Source organism: Pseudomonas sp. Pseusp21, from assembly GCF_059492145.1.
The window spans coordinates 258,761-277,481 of record NZ_CP168520.1 but is presented as its reverse complement, the minus strand read 5'-3'; the positions used below and the strand labels follow the sequence as shown (position 1 = coordinate 277,481).

Genomic DNA, 18,721 nt, shown 5'->3' with positions numbered 1-18,721 from the left:
GCGCAACGTGCTATTGCGCGGTCTGGCAATACTCGGACGTATGCACCTTCTCTACCCTTGGGCACCTGGCGCAGGGCTTTGCATCGGCGCCCTTCCCCGGTCGTTCAGGAGTTGTCGAAGATGCCGAATCCGTCCCTCACGCCCACCGCGTGCCTCTTGGGCAACCGCTCATGAACGGCCATTTCATGAAATCCAGAGCGCTATGGGTCAGCGCGGCAGCCCTCGCGTCGATCGGTGCGATCGCGGCCCTGGCGCTGATGTGGCGGCCGGCAATTGCGCCGGTCGAACGCCCGCAAACCTTCGATTCCGCACAACTGCAACGCGGCGCGCGCGTCGTCGAGGCGGGCGACTGTGCGGTGTGTCATACGCGGCCCGGCGGCCAATACCTGGCCGGCGGACTGCCGCTGGTGACGCCGTTCGGCACCCTCTACAGCACCAACATCACCCCGGATCCACAGACCGGCATCGGCCAATGGTCGTTGCCGGCCTTTGAGCGGGCGATGCGTGAAGGGATCTCCCGCGACGGCCACTTCCTGTACCCGGCCTTCCCCTACGTTCATTACCGGCGCATGAGCCAGGACGACATCGCCGACGCCTATGCGTACCTGATGAGCGGCCCGGCCGTGGACTCGCCGCCACAACAGAACCGCATGAACTTCCCGATGAACATCCGGCCTCTGGTGTCGTTCTGGAACCTGCTGTTCCTGCATGGGCAGCCGATGACGCCGCTGGCGGAGCAATCGCAGGGGTGGAATCGCGGGCGTTACCTGGTCGAGGGGCCCGGTCACTGCGCGGGCTGTCATTCGCCGTTGAACCTGATCGGCGCCGAAAAGTCCGGCGAAAACCTGGCCGGCGGCAGCGTGGATGGCTGGGACGCGCCTTCACTGCTGGGCATGGCGCACCGGGCAAACCCGTGGAGCAGCGAGCAACTGGTGAGTTACCTGCGGGCCGAAGTGGTCGACGGACACGGCACGGCAGCGGGCCCGATGCGCCCGGTCAGTCTCGGTCTGGCGCGCTTGCCCGTGGAAGATGCCCAGGCGATTGCCGAATACCTGCTGAGTCTGCCGGCGAAAACCGCGATCAACGAAATCCCGAGCGCCAGCGCTGAACCTGCGGATCGATCCTCTGGCGCGCTGCTGTTCGCCAGTGCCTGCGCCGGCTGCCATGCCCAAGGCGCGCCGATGCGTGACATCGACGGACGCCCGGCACTGGATCGCACCTCGGCGCTGCAGTCCGCCAGCCCGCGCAACTTTGTGAAAACCGTACTCGAAGGCATCCTGGCAGAACCCGGCCAACCGGGACCGGTGATGCCCTCGTTCGCCGCCAGTCTCGATAACACCCAACTCAACGCCCTGGCCGTCTACCTGCGCCATCAGGCCAGCCCCGATCAACCGTGGACCGACCTCCCTGCCACCCTCCAAGCGCTACGTCAGGAGACGAAATGACTCAGATCACCCTCAACGTCAACGGATCTTCCCGGGCTCTCGAGCTGGAACCGGACATGCCGCTGCTCTATGCGCTGCGCAATCACCTGGGCCTGAACGGCGCCAAGTACGGGTGTGGCCTGGGCCAATGCGGCGCCTGCACCGTCATCGTCGATGACCAACCGGTGTTTTCCTGCCTGACACCCTGCGCGGGTCTTGAGGGCAAAAAGGTGCGGACGGTCGAGAGCCTGGGCACGGCCAAACGCCCCGGCACTCTGCAGCAAGCATTCATCGACAAGCAGGCCGCTCAATGCGGTTACTGCATCGCCGGCATGTTGATGCGTGCGCAGGCACTGCTGGAAAGCAATCCGCATCCCGACGGACAGACCATTCGCGAACACATGTCCGTCAACCTGTGCCGCTGTGGCACGCATTTGCGCATCATCGAGGCGATCAGCGTTGTCGCCCGGCAAAACGGGAGTGCGCAATGACCACGATCAATGAGGTCGATCACAGTCGCCGTGCGTTCCTGCGCGGGGGCGCGCTGCTGGTGGCGTTTGCTTTGGTGCCGGTCTCGCGCCGCGCCCTGGCTGACACCGAAGTCGATACCCTCGGCACGGTCGTCTTGGCGCCGGACCTGCCCGGCAGCCTGCGCACCAACCCCTGGCTCGATGCGTGGATCCGCGTCGGCCACGACGGCATCACCGTCTACACCGGCAAGGTCGAACTGGGCACCGGGGTCAAAACCGCGTTACTGCAAATTGCCGCTGAACGGCTGGAGGTCTCCCCGACCGCGATCAACCTGCTCACCGCCGACACCGCACTCACGCCGAACGAAGGCTACACCGCCGGCAGCCACACGATTTTTGACAGCGGCACCGCGCTGTTCAACGCGGCGGCACAAGTGCGCGAGATGCTGCTGGAATCGGCCGGACGCAGCTGGAACGTTGCGCCGGCGCTGCTGACGACTCGCGACGGCAGCATTCTCGGCCCGACCGGGCAACACATGTCTTACGCCGACGCCGTGCAGCAGGTCGATCTGCACCGCTATGCAACGTCCGAGTCACCCTCGATGCCGCCGGCGTCGTTCAAGCTCATCGGCCATTCGCTGCCACGCCTGGACATTCCGGGCAAAGTCAGCGGCGGCGCCGCGTTCGTGCAGGACATTCGCCTGCCGGGCATGCTTCACGCCCGGGTCATCCGCCCGCCGCGTCCCGGCTGCACGCTGGAAGCCATCGATATTGAATCGATCAAGGCGCTGTCCGGGGTGGTGCAGGTGATTCGCGACGGCAATTATCTGGCCGTGGTGGCGCGGGACGAATGGCAGGCGATCAAAGCCATGCGTCATGGATACGCATCGGCGCGCTGGAGCGGCGGACAGGCGATTCCCGAATCGCGGGACATCCACACCTTGCTCAAACGCCTGCCCTCGCGTCGTTATCCGATCAGCCATGAAGGCACGCCCCAGGGCGCGACCGCCAACCAATACCGCGCCCGGGTGACCAAGCAATATCTGATGCATGGTTCGATCGGTCCGTCCTGCGCCGTGGCCTGGTTCAAGGACGGCACCCTCACCGTCTGGACCCACACCCAGGGCGTGTACCCGTTGCGCGCCGGAATCGCCGAGATGCTGCGGCTGCCACCCGAGCGCGTGCGCTGCATCCACACTGAAGGCTCCGGCTGTTACGGCCACAACGGCGCGGACGATGCAGCAGCCGACGCGGCGTTGATTGCCATGCGCGTACCGGGCACGCCGGTGCGGGTGCAATGGATGCGCGAGCAGGAAAACCTCTGGGAGCCCTACAGCTCGGCGATGGTCACCGAGGTGCAAGCCAACCTTGACCCACAGGGTCGGCTGCAGGACTGGAACTATGAGCTGTGGACCACGCCGCACAACGAACGCATCGTCAACGCCGGGCGCTTGCTGCCCGCACGCCTGCTGGCCCGGCCGTTCGCTTCCGCACCGTCGGTGCCGATCGCTCAGCCCGAAGGCGACGGCGATCGCAACGCAGTGCCGCTGTACACCGTGGCCTCCTCGCGGATCGACATGAACTTCGTCACCGAAATGCCGTTCCGCACCTCGGCCATGCGCTCGCTGGGCGCCCACATCAACGTCTTCGCCATCGAAGCCTGCATCGACGAGCTGGCCGCCAAGGCCGCAGTCGATCCGGTTGCCCTGCGCCTGGCGCACCTGACCGATCCTCGGGCACGGGCTGTTGTGGAACGGGTGCGCGATGCAATCGACTGGCCGCACAAAAGCAGCGACCCCGGCGCAGGTCTTGGCTTCGCCTTCGCGCGCTACAAAAACATCATGGGTTACTGCGCCATTGCCGTGCGTCTGCGGGTGCATCCGCAAACCGGCGAAGTGCAGATCGATCACGTCGTCACCGCAGTGGACGTGGGGCAGATCGTCAGCCCCGATGGCCTGCGCAACCAGGTCGAGGGCGGGATCGTGCAGTCCACCAGCTGGACGCTGTATGAAAAGGTCGCCTATGACGCCGGCGGCATCCGCAGCTACGACTGGAGCGGCTACCCGATCCTGCGTTTCTCGCAACTCCCCAAAAAGGTCGACGTTCACCTGCTCGACCAGCCGGGGCAACCGTTTCTGGGAGCCGCCGAAATCGTCCAGGGTCCCATGGCGGCCGCCATCGGCAATGCCGTGGCGAATGCCACCGGCCGGCGTTGGCTGAACCTGCCCCTGACCCGCTCGCAACAGCCTTCCTGAACCGCGCCACGTTGCATTTCACGCAATGCAGCGTGGCGTCGCGTGTGGATTATCAAGCACCGGACAGCCGCTTAACGTAGGGCCATCCGGTGTCGGGCCAAATGTCCCGACACCGCCCTGCCGATCCTTTTCGAAGACTGGAGAATCCCCATGACACAACAACTGTTCCGTCCCATCGCCCTCGGCCCCTACACACTTCCCCATCGGGTGGCGATGGCGCCGTTGACTCGCTCCCGTGCCGGGCAACCGGGCGACATCCCGACGTCCATGAACGCCGAGTACTACCGCCAGCGGGCGAGCGCCGCGCTGATCATTACCGAGGCCACGCAGATTTCCCGTCAGGGTCAGGGTTATGCGTGGACGCCTGGCATCTACAACGACGAACAAGTGCAAGCCTGGCGCGAAGTCAGCCGCCAGGTACACGAGGCTGGCGGGTTGATCTTCATGCAGCTGTGGCATGTGGGCCGCGTATCGCACCCAAGCTTTCAACCGGACAACGGGCTGCCGGTGGCGCCGAGCGCATTGCCGGTGCCGGGCAAGACCTTCATCGTCGATGCCGAGGGCAACGGTGTCTGGGGCGACGTGCCAGTGCCGCGCGCACTGCAGGTTGCGGAAATCGCCGACATCATCAACGACTACCGCCGCGCCGCCCGCAATGCGCTGAACGCCGGGATGGATGGCGTGGAAATTCACGCCGGCAACGGCTATCTGCTGGACCAGTTCATCAACAGCAACAGCAACCAGCGCACCGACGGTTATGGCGGCACCCTGGAAAACCGTGCGCGCCTGTTGCTGGAAGTGGTGGCGGCCGTGGTCGACGAAGTCGGTGCCGACCGTGTCGGCGTGCGCCTGACACCCATGGGTCGCTTCATGGGCATGGGCGATGAAACCCCGCAAGCCACGTTCGGCTACATCGTGCGCTCGCTGAACCGCTGGAAACTGGCCTACCTGCATCTGGTCGAGCCGGCCGTGGTCGGCACCGTCAAGGACGAGAATTTCGACCCGCGCTGGGACGCGATCATCGGCCAGTTGCGTGCGGCATGGGAAGGCGTGCTGATGATCGCCGGCGGCTACGACCCCGAGTCGGCGGAACAGGCCCTGGCCGACGGTCGCGCCGACATTATCGCGTTTGGCCGACCGTTTCTGGCCAACCCTGATCTGCCTCGGCGAATCCGCGAAGGCCTGACGCTCAACGCACCGGACCCGAGCACGTTCTTTGGCGGCGATCAGCGTGGTTACGTTGACTACCCGACCCACGCCTGACCCGCTGACCGCAGGGGGCTGACCGAGGGAATTTAATAACTCTTCAGGATTGTTTAAGGACTTTAAAGGGCGTCGACGCAGAGACTTTGCACAACGATAAGGAGAGCAAACATGAGCCCGCAATCGCTGATTTCCGACCATCCGCGCCCCCTGATGCGCCCGCTGGGATCGTTGACCAGTTGGCAGGAACGTCGCGCCAAGGAACTGATGCTCAGGGACCTGAGCCGCAGCGCGCGCATCAGCGAGATCGCCGGCCTCTGCAATCTTTCGCGCAGTCATTTTTCCCGTGCGTTCAAAAAGAACACCGGGTACTCACCGCAGGAGTGGTGGCTGAGGATGAAGATCGAGAAAGCCAAAAGCCTGCTGATCACTTCGATGCCGATCACCGAAGTCGTCTACGAATGCGGGTTTTCGGACCATTCGCACTTCACCCGCACCTTCAACCGCCTCGAAGGCATGCCGCCCCGAGAGTGGCGTCGCGCCTTCGTCGCCAACCGCGCGCCCATCGCGCTTCAGTTGCCTGCCATCGAACTCGACGCTGCACTCTGGAGCGTGCACAACGCTGGGCACGCCCACCCCTCGCACGCTTGACCTGATCGAACCTGACGTTACCCGCTCCTCCCCTTTGGCCGCTGATGCGGCCTTTTTTTATTCGGCGCCAGCCGGTTCCAGCGGCAGGTCGAAACTGAGTCGGGCACCCTGCTCGCTGTCCTCGATCAGCAATGTCCCGCCATGTGCGCCGATCACCGATCTGCAGATGGCCAGGCCCATTCCCATGCCGCTGCCCTTGGTGGTGTAAAAGGCATCGAATACCTGCTCGCGCTGAGGCACGCCAATCCCCGGCCCGTTGTCCTGGAACGTCACCCGCACATGGCCGTCCCTGACGGTGGAGCTGATGACGATGCGCCCGTCCGGGACCCCGGCGCCGGCGATCGCCTCCATCGCATTGTTGATCAGGTTGTACACCACCTGCTGGATCTGCACCGAGTCGCCCCACACCTGACATTGCGCTTCGAGTCGGGTGTGCAGGGCGACGTTGCGGTTGGCCAGTTCGGTCGCCGTCAGTTGAACGACACCACTCACCAACTCGTCGATTTGCACCGGCAAGCGCTTGAGCGGCGCCTGCCTGGCCAGTGCGCGCAAGGCCTGGACAATGTCGGCGGCCCGCGTGCTGTCCGAGCGGATGTCTTCCAGGCCCTGAATCGCCTCGTCCAGATCGGGCTTTTCACGCTTGAGCCAGCGCAGGCTGGCCGAGGCATTGGATTGAATGCCAAGCAGCGGCTGACTGATCTCGTGGGCGATGGAGGCTGAAAGTTCGCCCATGACCTTGAGGTGCGAGTTGCGCGCCAGTTCGGCGCGGGAGCTGCGCAGATCCGCTTCCATCTGCGCCCGCAAGCGGTTGTCTTCCACCAATTGCGCATACAGCCGGGCGGTCTCCAGCGACACCGCTGCCTGGGAGGCAAGAATTTCCAGCATGGTCAGCCGTTCGGCACCGAACAGGCCGGGCACCAGGCTGTTTTCCAGATAGACCAGACCGATCAACGTGCCTTGTCTGAGCAGCGGCAGGCACAACATCGAGCGGGTCTTCCGCCGACGCAGATCGGCGCCATAGGCTTCCGGGCAATCGACCCGCACATCGTCGAGCACCAGGGGTGCACGGGTGCGCATCGTTGCATTGAGCACCGACGCAGGCGCCAGCGCTTCGAGCGCCTGATCGCTGTCCAGCGCAATCAGCAGATTGCCGGCTTCCATCGACGCAGCGGCCGCCAGGCGCAGGTCGCCTTCAGCGACCATCATCAGCACACCTTGGTCAGCCCCGGCCTGAACCATCAGGTGGTTCATCAAGGTCTCGACCAGCCGATCCAGCAAGACCTCCTGGGAAAGTGCCCGCGCGGCCTCGATACCCGCCTCCAGGTCCAGCCGGCCCCGGTTGATCGGTTGTGAAGGTTGCGAAGCGGGTTCCGTACGCAGAAATGGATGGCGGTTTTCCAGTTGCCGCGCCTTGGCGCTCGCCCCCCAGAGATCGTAGCAATCCCGGGCAAAACGCAGGTGGTGATGAGCCCCCGAGACCAGCTCATTGGACATGCAGACGTCGGCCAGTTGCTCGTGCGCCAGTGCCTGTTCGTGAACGAAACCGGCGCCCGCCGCTGCGATCTGCGATTGATCGAAGCAACGGATGGCAATCAGGTCCTGACCGCGCAAGCGCGCGATCACGCCCTCGATCAACAGCAGTTTGTTGCGGAACGTCGCCGGATTGAGCGCGGCCCATGCAAGAAAGCGCTGGCGTTGCTGCTCAAGCACTTGCGGCTTTCGCTCAACGTCACCCGGCACTTGCGCACTGGCCAGTGCGAGGCTACGAAAGAGATGGTAATCGGCAAGATTGATATGCGCAGGAATGGACCAGGCCACCGTCGCGGCGTCTTCGAAACGCCGCCAGGCATACAGCGCATCGCCTGCATAAAAGGCCGACATGCCGGAATACAGCCACGACAGGAACAACGTCGACTGCGAAACGCAGGCTCGATCGATGGGGCCGAAACGGTCGTGTTCCACGCCCTCCAGTTCAGACAGTGCCCGCACGGGGCGACCGTCACGCAGGTCGATGGCGAACGCCTGTTGCGCCAGCAGAATGCGTTCGATATCGACGTAATTGAACTGCCTCACCCAGGCCAGACCGTGCTCCAGTTCGTCCAGCACCTTTTGCAAGGGTTCGCCCATGAACAGCAGGTCGGAAACAATGTGATTGCAGGCATAGCAGGACATGCCCAGGTCACCCCCGGCCTGACCGCACTCGAACGCCGCGAGCGCTGTCTGCCGGGCATACGCCATCGGCCGGGTCCACGGGCTGACCTGATCGAGCGCCACCAGGGTGCCTGTGCGGCCGGCCTCATAGCCATGCAGGTCAGTCAGTTTCAGGGCGACTTGCGCAAATGCCAGTCCGTCCACGTATTCGCCGAAACGCTCGGCGATCATCACGCCAAACCACGCAAATCCGTAGCCACTGCTTGGCGTAGTGCCGTGCTCGAGGGTGAGTTCGACCATTTTCGCCAGGTGCAGCAAGCGGAGATCGTCATCGACGAAGAACGAAGGAATCAATGTGCCGAGCAGCTCCATGGCCGCCTCGATCTGCGCATCCTCAGCCTTGGGCAAATGAACCAGATCGGCGATCGCTCGCGTGCCGATCAGGTCGCGCACCTGCGCAAAGGCCCGGGTCAGATGGTCCTCGGGAGGTTTGCGTTGCAGGGTGATGCCCAGCAGCGCCAGGCCGGTCAAAGCCTCGGTGATCGCCCCTTCATAGTCGGAGTGCAGCGTGCGCAACGTGGCACGCAAGCGATAGGTTTTCGCGCGATCAGCGTCCGTGAGCGCGTGGCTCAGGCAATCATCGAGACGTCCCCGGGCCCCCGCCAGATCCGCCAGCAGCATCGCGCACTCGGCAGCCAGCCAGGTGCTGGCGAACGCTTGCGGATAAAGGTGGGACCAGCCGCTCTGACCGAGCAGGCGTTCGGCCGTCTGCAGATAATCCGCCGCCAGTTGCACGGCGGCCGAATCCCTCGCGCGCTCGGCAGCCTCGACCAGGACATCAATAAACGCGGCGCGGTGCGGCTCCATCAGTGCAGCATCGTCGACACGCTGAATCTGACCGGCAATCTCGAACACGCGCTCATGGGCCTGTTCGCCCCACAGGTTCAGCATGGCAGCGGCGATGCGCGCATGCTCGCTGCCACGCCCCACCGGCGAAGGCAGCTGACAGGCCGCCTCGAGCACCCGGTCGTGGCCGAACACCAGTTGCGCGCCGGCGCGCAGCAGTAATCCCCCCTCGACCAGACTTTGTACATCGCGCGCCAGTTGCACCGAATCAAACGGCAACAACCGGCCCAGCAGCGACTCGTCACAGCGACCGCCGATGTAACCCGCCGTGCGCAGGACGTCTCGTTCGGTCAATGTCAGCCGGTCCAGTCGCTGCACCATCAACTCCGCGACGTTGTCGGCATAGCGATAGCTGTCCACATCGCTCTGGTTCCAGACCCAGCGATCCGCCGCCGCGTCGAAACGCACCAGACGCTCATCGATCAGCGCCCGCAACACCTGACTGACGAACAGCGGATTGCCGGCCGTTTTCAAATGCACGACCTGGGCGAGCACTTCAATGCTGGCGGGATCGGTGTCCAGTTCTGCGGCCAGCAGTTGCGCGACGGCGGACACCGACAAGGCGCCCAGCGTGATGTGAATACCGGGCAATGCCTGTTCGCCGCGCAGCACGTCGAGTAGGGCGTCCTCCCGCGCAAAGGCCTTCGACCCGCTGTCCCGGTACGCCAGGATCAGTACCAGATGCCGCGGTGGCCGGGCGAAGAAAGCGCGCAGAAACGCAAGCGTCGAATCGTCCGCCCACTGCACGTCATCCACGAAAAGCACCAGCGGCCGCCCGGGCTGAGCAAACACGTCCAGCGCATCGAGCAGCGTGCGATTGACCCGCTCAAGCGCGTGCCGGGCGGGCATGTTGGGCAGTTCCGGCGTGGCACCGATCACCAGTTCGGCCTCGGGTGCCAGATCCACCAGGATCCTGCCGCGCCCCTTGAGCCGTTCAATCAGTTGCGCGCCGAGGGTTTGCAGTTCCAGTGCGGGTTTGCCCAGCAACTGAGTCATCAGCGAACGAAAGATTTCCGCCAGCGGCGCATTGGGGATTTCCTGCTGCAACAGGTTGATCTTGCCGCTGGCCCAATAGCCGGGAACCAACGGCCGCACGCCCTGATGGATCAGGGTTGACTTGCCCGCTCCCGGTGTACCGCCCACCCACAGCACTCGGGCGATACCGTCGCTGCGCACCTGGCTGATCTGTTCGAGCAGTTGTGCGCGCTCCGCCTCCCGACCAAACAGTACCGGGTCGTCAGCAACGGATGGCAGTGCATCGAAGGTGCCCAGCCTGAAAGCCTTCACATGGCCATGCTCCAGCCATTGCTGACGGCACCAGACAAGGTCAGTGGCCATCGACTCCATGCTCTGATAGCGAGCGCCCGGCTCCTTGGCCAGGCCTTTGAGCAACACGCGACAGAGGCCTTCCGGCAGGTCGGCGACATGCACGGCCGGCGATGTCGGCTGGACCGCGGCATGCACATGCCGCCAGTGCGACGGGTCACGCGCCGTCAGGGGCGGCTGGCCGGTCAAGGCGTGATAAAGAATGCTCGACAGCGCGTAGACATTGCTGCGCTCATCGAAACCGGCGCCATCGCGCCGAACCTGCTCGGGGGCCAGGTAGGGCCAGTGCTCCAGCGCAGGAAGCTCGGCGACGGCGCCCGCCTGCTCGTCGGTGTGATAACCCAGAAGGCTCACCGAATCATCGGCGCCCACCCGCAAGTGCCAGGGCAACAGATTGGACTGCCGTGCGCCGGCCTTCCCGGCATTGACCAGCGCATGGGCCGCGGCGACCGCGATGGCAAGCAAGCGGCCCGGCGGCAGGCCGGGCTGACCGAGCAGATCAGACAGGGCCACGCCCGTCTCGGGGTAGACCAGCAACGGCCCTTCTGCCGAGCGGATGAAGGCGACCGGCCGGATGGCCCAGGCTGAATCCGGGCGCAGATGAAAGTCCCGTTCCAGACGCTTGCCCACGTCAGGACGCTGGATCGGTGCGCGGGCGGCCAGCCAGCGGAAGTCCGACCGAGGATCGTGGATGGTGAACCAGGTCAGGTCGTTTTCCCGGCGCAGCAGCTCGAATGCACAGCCCTCCAGCCAGGCGTCATCCGGCACGACATCCGGGTTGCAGAGGGCTGGAGAGGAGGAAAGTCTGCCGGGCATTCGCTGTCACCGCTCATTATTCGTTTCAGGCCTGGCGCAGGAGTATACGCAAGGCTCTGGCGCAGAGGTTTCGTGGTGACGCCCATGTCCGCATCCGGCACCATCATGGCCGTCGAGCGCCTGTCCCGACCGGTTGCAGAGATTGAAAAAACACCGGCCTTATCCCTCGGGATAATTGCATTGCGCGAGGTCGTCGCCTAGCGTGTCGTCCTGATGAACCGGCGCCCTGTGCCATTCCTTCGACACCACGCAGAGAACCGTATGATCCGACTCGGCCAAGCGACTATTTCCCTGGAGCGGCGTGAAGCCTTTCTTGACGGACGGCCGCTGCGCGTGGGAGGACGGGCGTTCGAACTGCTGTCGGTGTTGATGCAGGCCGATGGCCGGATCGTCAGCAAAGATGAATTGCTCACCCAGGTCTGGCCCGATACCGTCGTCGAGGAAAACAATCTTCAAGTGCAGATCTCATCGCTGCGCAAGTTATTTGGAGAGAATGAGATCATCCAGACGGTCCCGCGCCGAGGTTACCGATTATTGAAAGACAGTGCCCCTTCCCTGCCCCCGTTTCACCCGGTCGCCGCGAGCGTCCCTGCAACAGAGGTTCAGCCTGCGATTGATCCGGACAGCGTGCCGGTGTTCATCGTGGACGACGAGGCTTCCGTGCGCACGTCACTCAGCCGCCTGCTGCGGGCCGAAGGCGTGCCCCACCGGATCTTCAATTCGGCAGAAGAGCTGCTTGGCGCTGACCTCGAGGCCGGGCCGGCCGGCCTGTTGCTCGATGTCAGCCTGCCGGAGGCGACCGGTCTGCAGCTGCAGTCGACGCTCGGCGAGCGAGGACATCCATGGCCGGTCATTTTCATGACCGGTTACGGCACCATCCCGATGTCGGTACAAGCGATGAAAGCGGGCGCCGTCGAGTTTCTGACCAAGCCGTTCGACGACGACCAGTTGCTGGCCATCCTGCAAGCGACCCGCCAGCGCGCAGCGGTTGATTTCCAGCAGTGGCAGCGGGTCCAGAGCGTGCGCCAGCGAGCCGCCCTGCTGACGCCACGGGAGCGTGAAGTATTGCCGTTGATCGTCGCGGGTCTGTCCAACAAGCACATCGCCAACAGGCTGGGCACCAGTGAAGTGACGGCCAAGGTTCATCGCAAACACATCATGGTGAAAATGCAGACGCGCTCGCTCGTCGGGCTCGTCGAGCTGTATGGCCTGATCAGCACGCCGCCACCGTCCGGCGTGCAGAACCCTTCATGAGTCAGGACACCGACAGCCCCGCGCTCACTGTCAGCGCGGTTATCGTCTGCATCGTCGACGACGATGCGTCCGTACGTAAAAGCCTCGCCAACCTGCTGCGCTCCGCCGGTTACCACGCCCGGTTATACAGCGGTGGCGAGGATTTCCTGGCGCAGGAACATTTCGAGGACATTGCGTGCCTGTTGCTGGACCTGAAAATGCACGGTTTATCAGGGATCGAGGTGATGCAGGCGCTGGCGTCCCGAGACAGGAAATTCCCGGTCATTTGCATGTCCGCCCATTGGGACGACGCCGCCCTGGCCGAGACCCGTCGCTACAACGCCTTCGCCTGCCTGGGCAAGCCGTTCTCCGGTGATGTGCTGCTCAGGGCCGTGGAGTCGGCACTCGAAAACGACAGTTGAAGCGGTCGTTCGCCGCGACCCACGACTTTGGCTGCACGCGAGACGCAAGAAGGCCTGCCAAACCGGCAGGCCTTCTTTTTTTCGCGAAACGTTATTGCTTGAGAATCAGCAGCGGCTCGCCCTTCTTGACGATGTAGGTCGCCAGTTCCGAGCCCTTCTCGCTGCCGACGTTCCTGGCGATATGCGCCACACCCGCCGGGATGAACAGTGAATCACCCGCCTTGAGCGTCACCGGTGCCTGGCCTTCCAGTCGGTATTCGAAGGTGCCGCTGATCACGTAAGCCACCTCCACACCCGGATGCGCATGGTTAGGCGAAGTAACGCCCGGTTCGAAATCGACGCGAGCCTGGATCACTTCGCGATCCGCAGCACCCAGATCCTGACGGACCAGATCGGTACGGCTCAGGCCTTGTTGCCAGTTCTTCGCCGGGGCGGCAGATGGGGTTTCAGCCGCCTGTGCGAGGCCGGTCAGCGAAACGAGTACGGCGGCAGCGGTCATCAGAAGTGTGCGGCGCATGGTGTTGTCCTCTTGGCAGTCGTGGTGTGTTGGCACCTACTTTGGGCGAGGCCTGTATGCGGGATGTGTCCTGATGACGGGGTTTGTTACCCGTTTGTGTACGGCGGCGCGATGGATACACGCTTATACAAAGGGTTTGGCCAGCACCTGCGATAGCCAGCCTCTGAACGCCACGATCTTTTTCGATTCGGCCTGATCGTGGGGCGTGACGAGGTAGAAGCCGGAAGCGGATTTCAAGCGCAGATCAAACGGCGCCACCAGCCTGCCCGCGCGCAGATCATCATCGACATAGGTCGAGCGACCGATGCACACGCCCTGCCCGTCAATCGCCGCCTGCACCGCCATCATCGCCAGGTCGAAGGTCAATCGCGGCCCCTTCGCAGTCAGCGGTGGCTGGCCTGCCACATGCAGCCAGTCGTTCCAGTCATTGGCGGTCACGCCGCTGACTTGCAGCAAAGGGTGATGGGCCAGGTCCACCGGCGTATTCAACGGCTTGTCGCCGGTCAGCAAGCGCGGGCTGCACACCGGGAAGATCTCGTCGGACATCAACCAGTCGGCGCGCAGCCCCGGCCAGTTTCCGTCGCCGTAGCGGATCGCCGCATCGATGCCGCCCTTGCGAAAGTCCACCCACTCGGTGGAGGCGCTGATCCGCACATCAATCTCGGGATGCGCCTCGCGAAATGACGGCAGACGCGGCAACAGCCATTTGGACGCCACCGACACCAGGGTGCTGATGGTCAGGACGCTGTTGTTGCTCGACTCCAGCAGCTTTTCAGTCGAGTAGCGCAACTCAAGAAACGCCGAACGAATGCCGGGCAAGTAGGCATTGCCCTCCTCGGTCAAAGCCAAACCGTCCTTCAAGCGCATGAACAGACGCACGCCCAGTTCATCCTCGAGGCGACGGATCTGATGGCTGATCGCGGTTTGCGTGACGTTCAGTTCTTCGGCGGCGCGGGTGAAGCTCATGTGCCGGGCGGCGCATTCGAAGGCGCGCAATCCATTGAGCGATGGCAGTCGGGGCAGCATATGACCTCTTCAGTCCATGAGATTTTGTCATACGCTAGCACCGGATTTGTCCTTTGCGAAGTCGAGCGGCGATGGCGGATTCTGAGCCTCCACCAGCAAGGAGATCCCATGAAACTGTACTTCGCCCCCATGACCTGTTCGCTGTCGCCGCACATCGTATTGCGCGAGCTGGAACTGCCGTTCGAGCTGATCCGGGTCAACAACCAGACCAAGCAAACCGCCGACGGCCGAGACTTTCGCCAGATCAACCCGAAGGGCTACGTGGCCGCGCTGATGCCGGACAACGGTGAAGTGCTGACCGAAGGGCCGGCGATTCTGCAGTACCTCGCCGACCTCGTGCCCGGTCATGCGCTGGCCCCGGCCAATGGCAGCTGGGAGCGCTCGCGTTTGCAGGAGTACCTGAACTTCATCAGCTCGGAAATTCATGGCGGCAGCGCGCCGTTGTTCAGCAGCGAAATCCCGGAAACCACCAAAACGTTCTTCAAATACAAACTGTTCAAACGTCTGGATTACCTGAACCGCCTCCTCGCCACCCAGCCGTTTCTGATGCAGGCCTTCGGCGTAGCGGATGCCTATCTGTTCACGGTGCTGAAGTGGTTGCCGACATTCAGTATCGCCATCGAAGACTGGCCAGCGCTGGCGAGCTACATATCGCGCATCGCCGAGCGACCCAGTGTGCGGGCGGCCATCGCGGCAGAGGAAGCCACGCAACCGGTGCTCTGACGCGACCGATTGCGCTGAATGCCCTCAAATGGGCCGGCGCGCAGTCAGGCGCCCGACTCCGGATCACTTGCCGGCAGGCCCCGCGCCTCTCTGTCTTCATCATCCCTGGCGGTGCTCTGCGGGTTGGCGTCGGCGCTTCCCGAACCGTTGCCGTCCTGCGGATGCTCAGAACCCACCGAATTGTTGGCCGCCACATCGCTCATGTCTTCTTCCAGGGGCGCTTCATCGTCCGGAGGCAAGGGGACTGGCGACTCATCCTTGCGGGGATCATGGCCGGTTTCGTTGTCGGTGGTGCGGGTCACGGCCTGTTGTGACAGGTTGCCGGGTGCATCTTCATCAATGTCCATGGGGTTCTCCGTTCTGCTGCGGGATAGGGGTACCTGAACGTGTGAAACAAGCGCGTGCGGGTTAGTGCCCGGTGTTGGACGAATGGCACCCCGGTTGCCGAATGCCCCAGCGCTTCTATAGTGAAGGGGTTCAAGCCTTCCTTCCGTCGAGCGCCCCATGGCCAGCACCGATCAACTGATCATCTGCGAGCATTGCGACTGCGTGTACGAAAAAGTCGTGCTGGCCAGACACCAGAAGACCCTCTGCGTGCGTTGCGGCGCCGTGCTCCAGCGCTACAACAACCTGAGCGTGGAGCAACGGCTGGCCCTGAGCTTCACCGCGGCGATGCTGTGGCTGTTCGCCAATTTCTACCCGGTGATGAGCATCAGCATGAAGGGCCTGAAAAACAGCGCGACCCTCTGGGATTCAGTGCTGGCCCTGAGTCAGGGGCCGATCACCTTCATGGCGATGGTCGCGGCGATCTCGATCATCATCGCCCCGGCCTTTCAATTGGTTCTGTTGATCTGGGTCCTGAGCTTCGCCCTCGCTTCGCGCCGCTCGCCGGGGTTCAAGCTGTGCATGCGCTGGCTCGAAACGCTGCGGCCGTGGAGCATGCTCGAAGTGTGCCTGCTCGGCGCGATGGTCGCGGTGTTCAAACTGGCGGGCATGCTCGACGTCATTCCCGGCATCGGCCTGTTTGCCCTGGCCGTGCTCAGCCTGTTGCTGATCCGCATCGCCGGGCGCGACGTGCGTGAATTGTGGGACATCCTATGAAACGACCACCGACGGCAACCGAACTCAACCTCTGCCTGTGCCACAGCTGCGGACTGGCCTGCGACATGACCGGCGAACCGCACCAATGCCCGCGCTGCGATGCGCCGCTGCACCGGCGCAAGACCAACTCGCTGACCCGCACCTGGGCCTACATGTTCGCCGCGCTGGCGTTTTACGTGCCGGCCAATCTGCTGCCGGTGATGAACACCACCCTGCTCGGCAGCGGCGCCGACAGCACCATCATGAGCGGCGTGCTGGAGTTCTGGGAACACGGTGCGTGGGACATCGCCGTTATCATCTTCGTCGCCAGCATCGCCGTACCGGGGGTGAAATTCGTGGCGCTGACCTTGCTGCTGGTCACCGTGCAACGGGACAGCCATTGGGCGCGCAAGGAGCGTTCGAAGCTGTACCGCTTCGTCGAGCTGATCGGCTATTGGTCGATGCTCGATGTGCTGGTGGTTGCGCTGGTGGCGGCGCTGGTGAAATTCCAGGCGCTGGGGGATATCGAGCCGCGCGTAGGGATTCTGTTTTTCGGCCTTGTGGTGGTGTTCACCATGCTTTCGGCGATGAGCTTCGACCCACGGCTGATCTGGGATAACGCGCCGGACGAAGAAACGGAAAAACCCCGGCACTCGACTGAACAAGTGCCGGGGCATCAAGCGGTTTAAATCACATCAGATCTGCGCGGTGCCACCGTCAACGAACAACTCGATGCCGTTGACGAAGCTGCTGTCATCCGAGGCCAGGAACAGTGCAGCCTTGGCAATCTCGCTCGGCTCGCCCAGACGCCCGATCGGCACGATAGACGCCAGTTGATCGAACAGCCCCTGGGTGTGTTCCGCCGGCACCAGCCCTGCCAGACCTGGCGTGCGCACCGGGCCAGGGCTGATGGCGTTGACGCGGATGCGCCGTGGTTTCAAGTCCAGCAACCATGAGCGGGCGAAGTTGCGCACCGCCGCTTTACTCGCGCTGTAGACGCTGAAGTTCTCCGTGCCCTGCACCGACGTGGTCGACGAGGTCAGCAGAATCGAGGCGCCATCGCGCAGCAGCGGCAAGGCCTTCTGCACGGTGAACAGCGTGCCCTTCACGTTGGCGTCGAAAATCCGGTCGAAGTGCTCTTCGGTGATCGAGCCCAGCGGCAGCATGTCCCCGCCGCCGGCGTTGGCGAACAGGATGTCGAGGTGCCCGGCCTTGGCGGAAATCTCGCTGTAGATGCGATCCAGATCCTCCAGCTTCGCCACATCGCCCTGGATGCCGATGGCACGCGGGCCGATGGCGGCGACCGCTTTGTCCAGTTCGGCCTGACGGCGGCCGGTGATAAATACCGTGGCGCCCTGGGCGACGAATTCCTGCGCCGAGGCCAGGCCGATGCCGGTGGTGCCGCCAGTGATCAGTGCGATTTTGCCTTCAAGTCTGTTGCTCATGATGAATCTCCAGTAACCGTTTCGAGGTAGGTGACGGGTCGTAGGTGAGCCGTTGGAAGCGACTTTAGGCCGATGGATTGAATTGAAAAATCCGCAAAATCGGTTTTGTTTGTGCACAGACATGCACAATACTCAACCGCATCTACCCCACCGAGTCCGAATCGATGAATCAGTTAATGGCGATCCGCACCTTCGCCCGCGTCGTGGAAAGCGGTTCTTTCACCAAAGCCGCCGACTCGCTGAACCTGCCGAAAACCACAGTCAGCAAACTGATCGGCCAACTGGAAAACCACCTCGGCGTACGCCTGCTGCAACGCACCACCCGCCGCCTCACCGTCACCGCCGACGGCGCCTCTTATTACCAACTGACCCAACAACTGCTGCATCAACTGGACGACATCGATCAGGGCTTCAGCCAGGCTCAGGGGCTGCCGCGCGGCAAGATCCGCGTAGACATCGGCGGCTCGACCGCGACGATGCTGGTGATCCCCGAACTGCCGAAGTTCTTCGAACGCTATCCGGACATCCAGGTTGATCTGGGCGTCAGCGACCGCCCGGTGGACCTGATCAGTGAGCGGGTGGACTGCGTGATTCGCGGCGGCCCGCTGACCGAACAAACCCTGGCCGTGCGCCGCCTCGGCGAAGTGTCCTGGACCACCTGCGCCACGCCCGATTATCTGCAACGGCACGGCACCCCGAGCCACCCGCTCGACCTGGCCAGCCATCAGCTGATCGCCTACCGCTCGGCCTCCACCGGGCGCATCCTGCCGTCGAACTTCCAGCGCAACGGCGAACGCCATCAGATCGAAGGCAAAGGCCTGATCAGCGTCAACGAGAGCAACGCGCACCTGGCGGCCGGGCTCGCCGGGCTGGGGATCATCCACACCTTCAGCTACACGGTCAGGACAGCCATCGAGCGCGGCGAACTGGTGCCGGTCCTCGAAGATTGGCGTCCGCCGGCGTATCCGTTTCATGTGCTGTACCCGCCGAACCGGCATTTGAGCAACCGGGTGCGGGTGTTCATTGATTGGCTGGTGGAGCGGTTTGCGCAGGTCGATTGAGGTGCTGCGGGA

The 18,721-nt window shown here is 63.5% G+C and carries 15 protein-coding genes and 1 pseudogene; 11 read left to right on the top strand and 5 right to left on the bottom strand.

Going from position 1 to position 18,721, the window contains the following annotated elements; translation table 11 throughout:
* Positions 1-185 precede the first annotated feature (185 nt).
* The 5 genes from ACEN93_RS01215 (at position 186) to ACEN93_RS01195 (ending at position 6,003) form a co-directional block, all read left to right on the top strand.
* Entirely contained in the window at positions 186-1,445 is a 1,260-nt protein-coding gene (locus ACEN93_RS01215; RefSeq protein WP_103386852.1) for a c-type cytochrome, read from the top strand.
* The gene (locus ACEN93_RS01210; protein WP_103386851.1) at positions 1,442-1,915 is read left to right on the top strand and encodes a (2Fe-2S)-binding protein; all 474 of its coding nucleotides are present in this window, start codon (positions 1,442-1,444) and stop codon (positions 1,913-1,915) included. Before ACEN93_RS01215 ends, ACEN93_RS01210 begins: the two co-directional genes overlap by 4 nt.
* Positions 1,912-4,149: a xanthine dehydrogenase family protein molybdopterin-binding subunit gene (locus ACEN93_RS01205; protein ID WP_495610913.1), complete on the top strand. Its 2,238-nt coding sequence runs from the start codon at positions 1,912-1,914 to the stop codon at positions 4,147-4,149. The genes ACEN93_RS01210 and ACEN93_RS01205 overlap by 4 nt, the downstream gene beginning before the upstream one ends.
* Positions 4,150-4,299: 150 nt before the next feature.
* Positions 4,300-5,412 (top strand): alkene reductase, encoded by a 1,113-nt coding sequence (locus ACEN93_RS01200; protein WP_495610912.1) that lies wholly within the window; start codon positions 4,300-4,302, stop codon positions 5,410-5,412.
* Between the two features lie 111 nt (positions 5,413-5,523).
* Positions 5,524-6,003, top strand: a complete 480-nt coding sequence (locus tag ACEN93_RS01195; RefSeq protein WP_039772141.1) for a helix-turn-helix domain-containing protein — start codon at positions 5,524-5,526, stop codon at positions 6,001-6,003.
* Between the two features lie 57 nt (positions 6,004-6,060).
* Here the strand turns inward: ACEN93_RS01195 and ACEN93_RS01190 are convergent, their stop codons facing one another.
* The gene (locus ACEN93_RS01190) at positions 6,061-11,202 is read right to left on the bottom strand and encodes a trifunctional serine/threonine-protein kinase/ATP-binding protein/sensor histidine kinase (protein ID WP_495610911.1); all 5,142 of its coding nucleotides are present in this window, start codon (positions 11,200-11,202) and stop codon (positions 6,061-6,063) included.
* 261 nt (positions 11,203-11,463) lie between these two features.
* Between ACEN93_RS01190 and ACEN93_RS01185 the strand changes: the two genes are divergently transcribed.
* A complete protein-coding gene (locus tag ACEN93_RS01185) occupies positions 11,464-12,456 on the top strand; it encodes a response regulator (RefSeq protein WP_490841806.1) in 993 nt (330 codons plus the stop codon).
* Positions 12,453-12,857: a response regulator transcription factor gene (locus tag ACEN93_RS01180; protein WP_490841807.1), complete on the top strand. Its 405-nt coding sequence runs from the start codon at positions 12,453-12,455 to the stop codon at positions 12,855-12,857. Before ACEN93_RS01185 ends, ACEN93_RS01180 begins: the two co-directional genes overlap by 4 nt.
* A 91-nt stretch (positions 12,858-12,948) precedes the next feature.
* Here ACEN93_RS01180 and ACEN93_RS01175 read toward each other — a convergent pair whose 3' ends face one another.
* Both ACEN93_RS01175 and ACEN93_RS01170 read right to left on the bottom strand, forming a co-directional pair.
* Positions 12,949-13,374 carry a cupin domain-containing protein gene (locus tag ACEN93_RS01175; RefSeq protein ID WP_490841808.1) on the bottom strand — a complete coding sequence of 142 codons (426 nt, stop codon included), beginning with the start codon at positions 13,372-13,374 and terminating at the stop codon, positions 12,949-12,951.
* 123 nt (positions 13,375-13,497) lie between these two features.
* Positions 13,498-14,400, bottom strand: coding sequence for a transcriptional regulator GcvA (locus ACEN93_RS01170; protein WP_490843379.1), 903 nt, complete (start codon positions 14,398-14,400; stop codon positions 13,498-13,500).
* 108 nt (positions 14,401-14,508) lie between these two features.
* Here ACEN93_RS01170 and gstA point away from each other — a divergent pair, with 108 nt between their 5' ends.
* Positions 14,509-15,123, top strand: a complete 615-nt coding sequence (gstA, locus tag ACEN93_RS01165) for a glutathione transferase GstA (protein WP_495610910.1) — start codon at positions 14,509-14,511, stop codon at positions 15,121-15,123.
* 155 nt (positions 15,124-15,278) lie between these two features.
* Here the strand turns inward: gstA and ACEN93_RS01160 are convergent.
* A pseudogene (locus ACEN93_RS01160) lies at positions 15,279-15,470 on the bottom strand (hypothetical protein); the annotation flags it as partial.
* A gap of 157 nt (positions 15,471-15,627) precedes the next feature.
* On the opposite strand from ACEN93_RS01160, the gene ACEN93_RS01155 reads away from it, so the two are divergent.
* Together ACEN93_RS01155 and ACEN93_RS01150 are read left to right on the top strand one after the other, a co-directional pair.
* Positions 15,628-16,224, top strand: a complete 597-nt coding sequence (locus ACEN93_RS01155; RefSeq protein WP_085667158.1) for a paraquat-inducible protein A — start codon at positions 15,628-15,630, stop codon at positions 16,222-16,224.
* Complete coding sequence (locus tag ACEN93_RS01150) at positions 16,221-16,892, top strand: paraquat-inducible protein A (RefSeq protein ID WP_039772131.1); 672 nt, start codon at positions 16,221-16,223, stop codon at positions 16,890-16,892. Before ACEN93_RS01155 ends, ACEN93_RS01150 begins: the two co-directional genes overlap by 4 nt.
* A 6-nt stretch (positions 16,893-16,898) precedes the next feature.
* Here the strand turns inward: ACEN93_RS01150 and ACEN93_RS01145 are convergent, their stop codons facing one another.
* Positions 16,899-17,648, bottom strand: a complete 750-nt coding sequence (locus tag ACEN93_RS01145; RefSeq protein WP_011333861.1) for an SDR family NAD(P)-dependent oxidoreductase — start codon at positions 17,646-17,648, stop codon at positions 16,899-16,901.
* A gap of 164 nt (positions 17,649-17,812) precedes the next feature.
* Here ACEN93_RS01145 and ACEN93_RS01140 point away from each other — a divergent pair, with 164 nt between their 5' ends.
* Positions 17,813-18,709: a LysR family transcriptional regulator gene (locus tag ACEN93_RS01140; RefSeq protein WP_163974987.1), complete on the top strand. Its 897-nt coding sequence runs from the start codon at positions 17,813-17,815 to the stop codon at positions 18,707-18,709.
* Positions 18,710-18,721 lie beyond the last annotated feature (12 nt).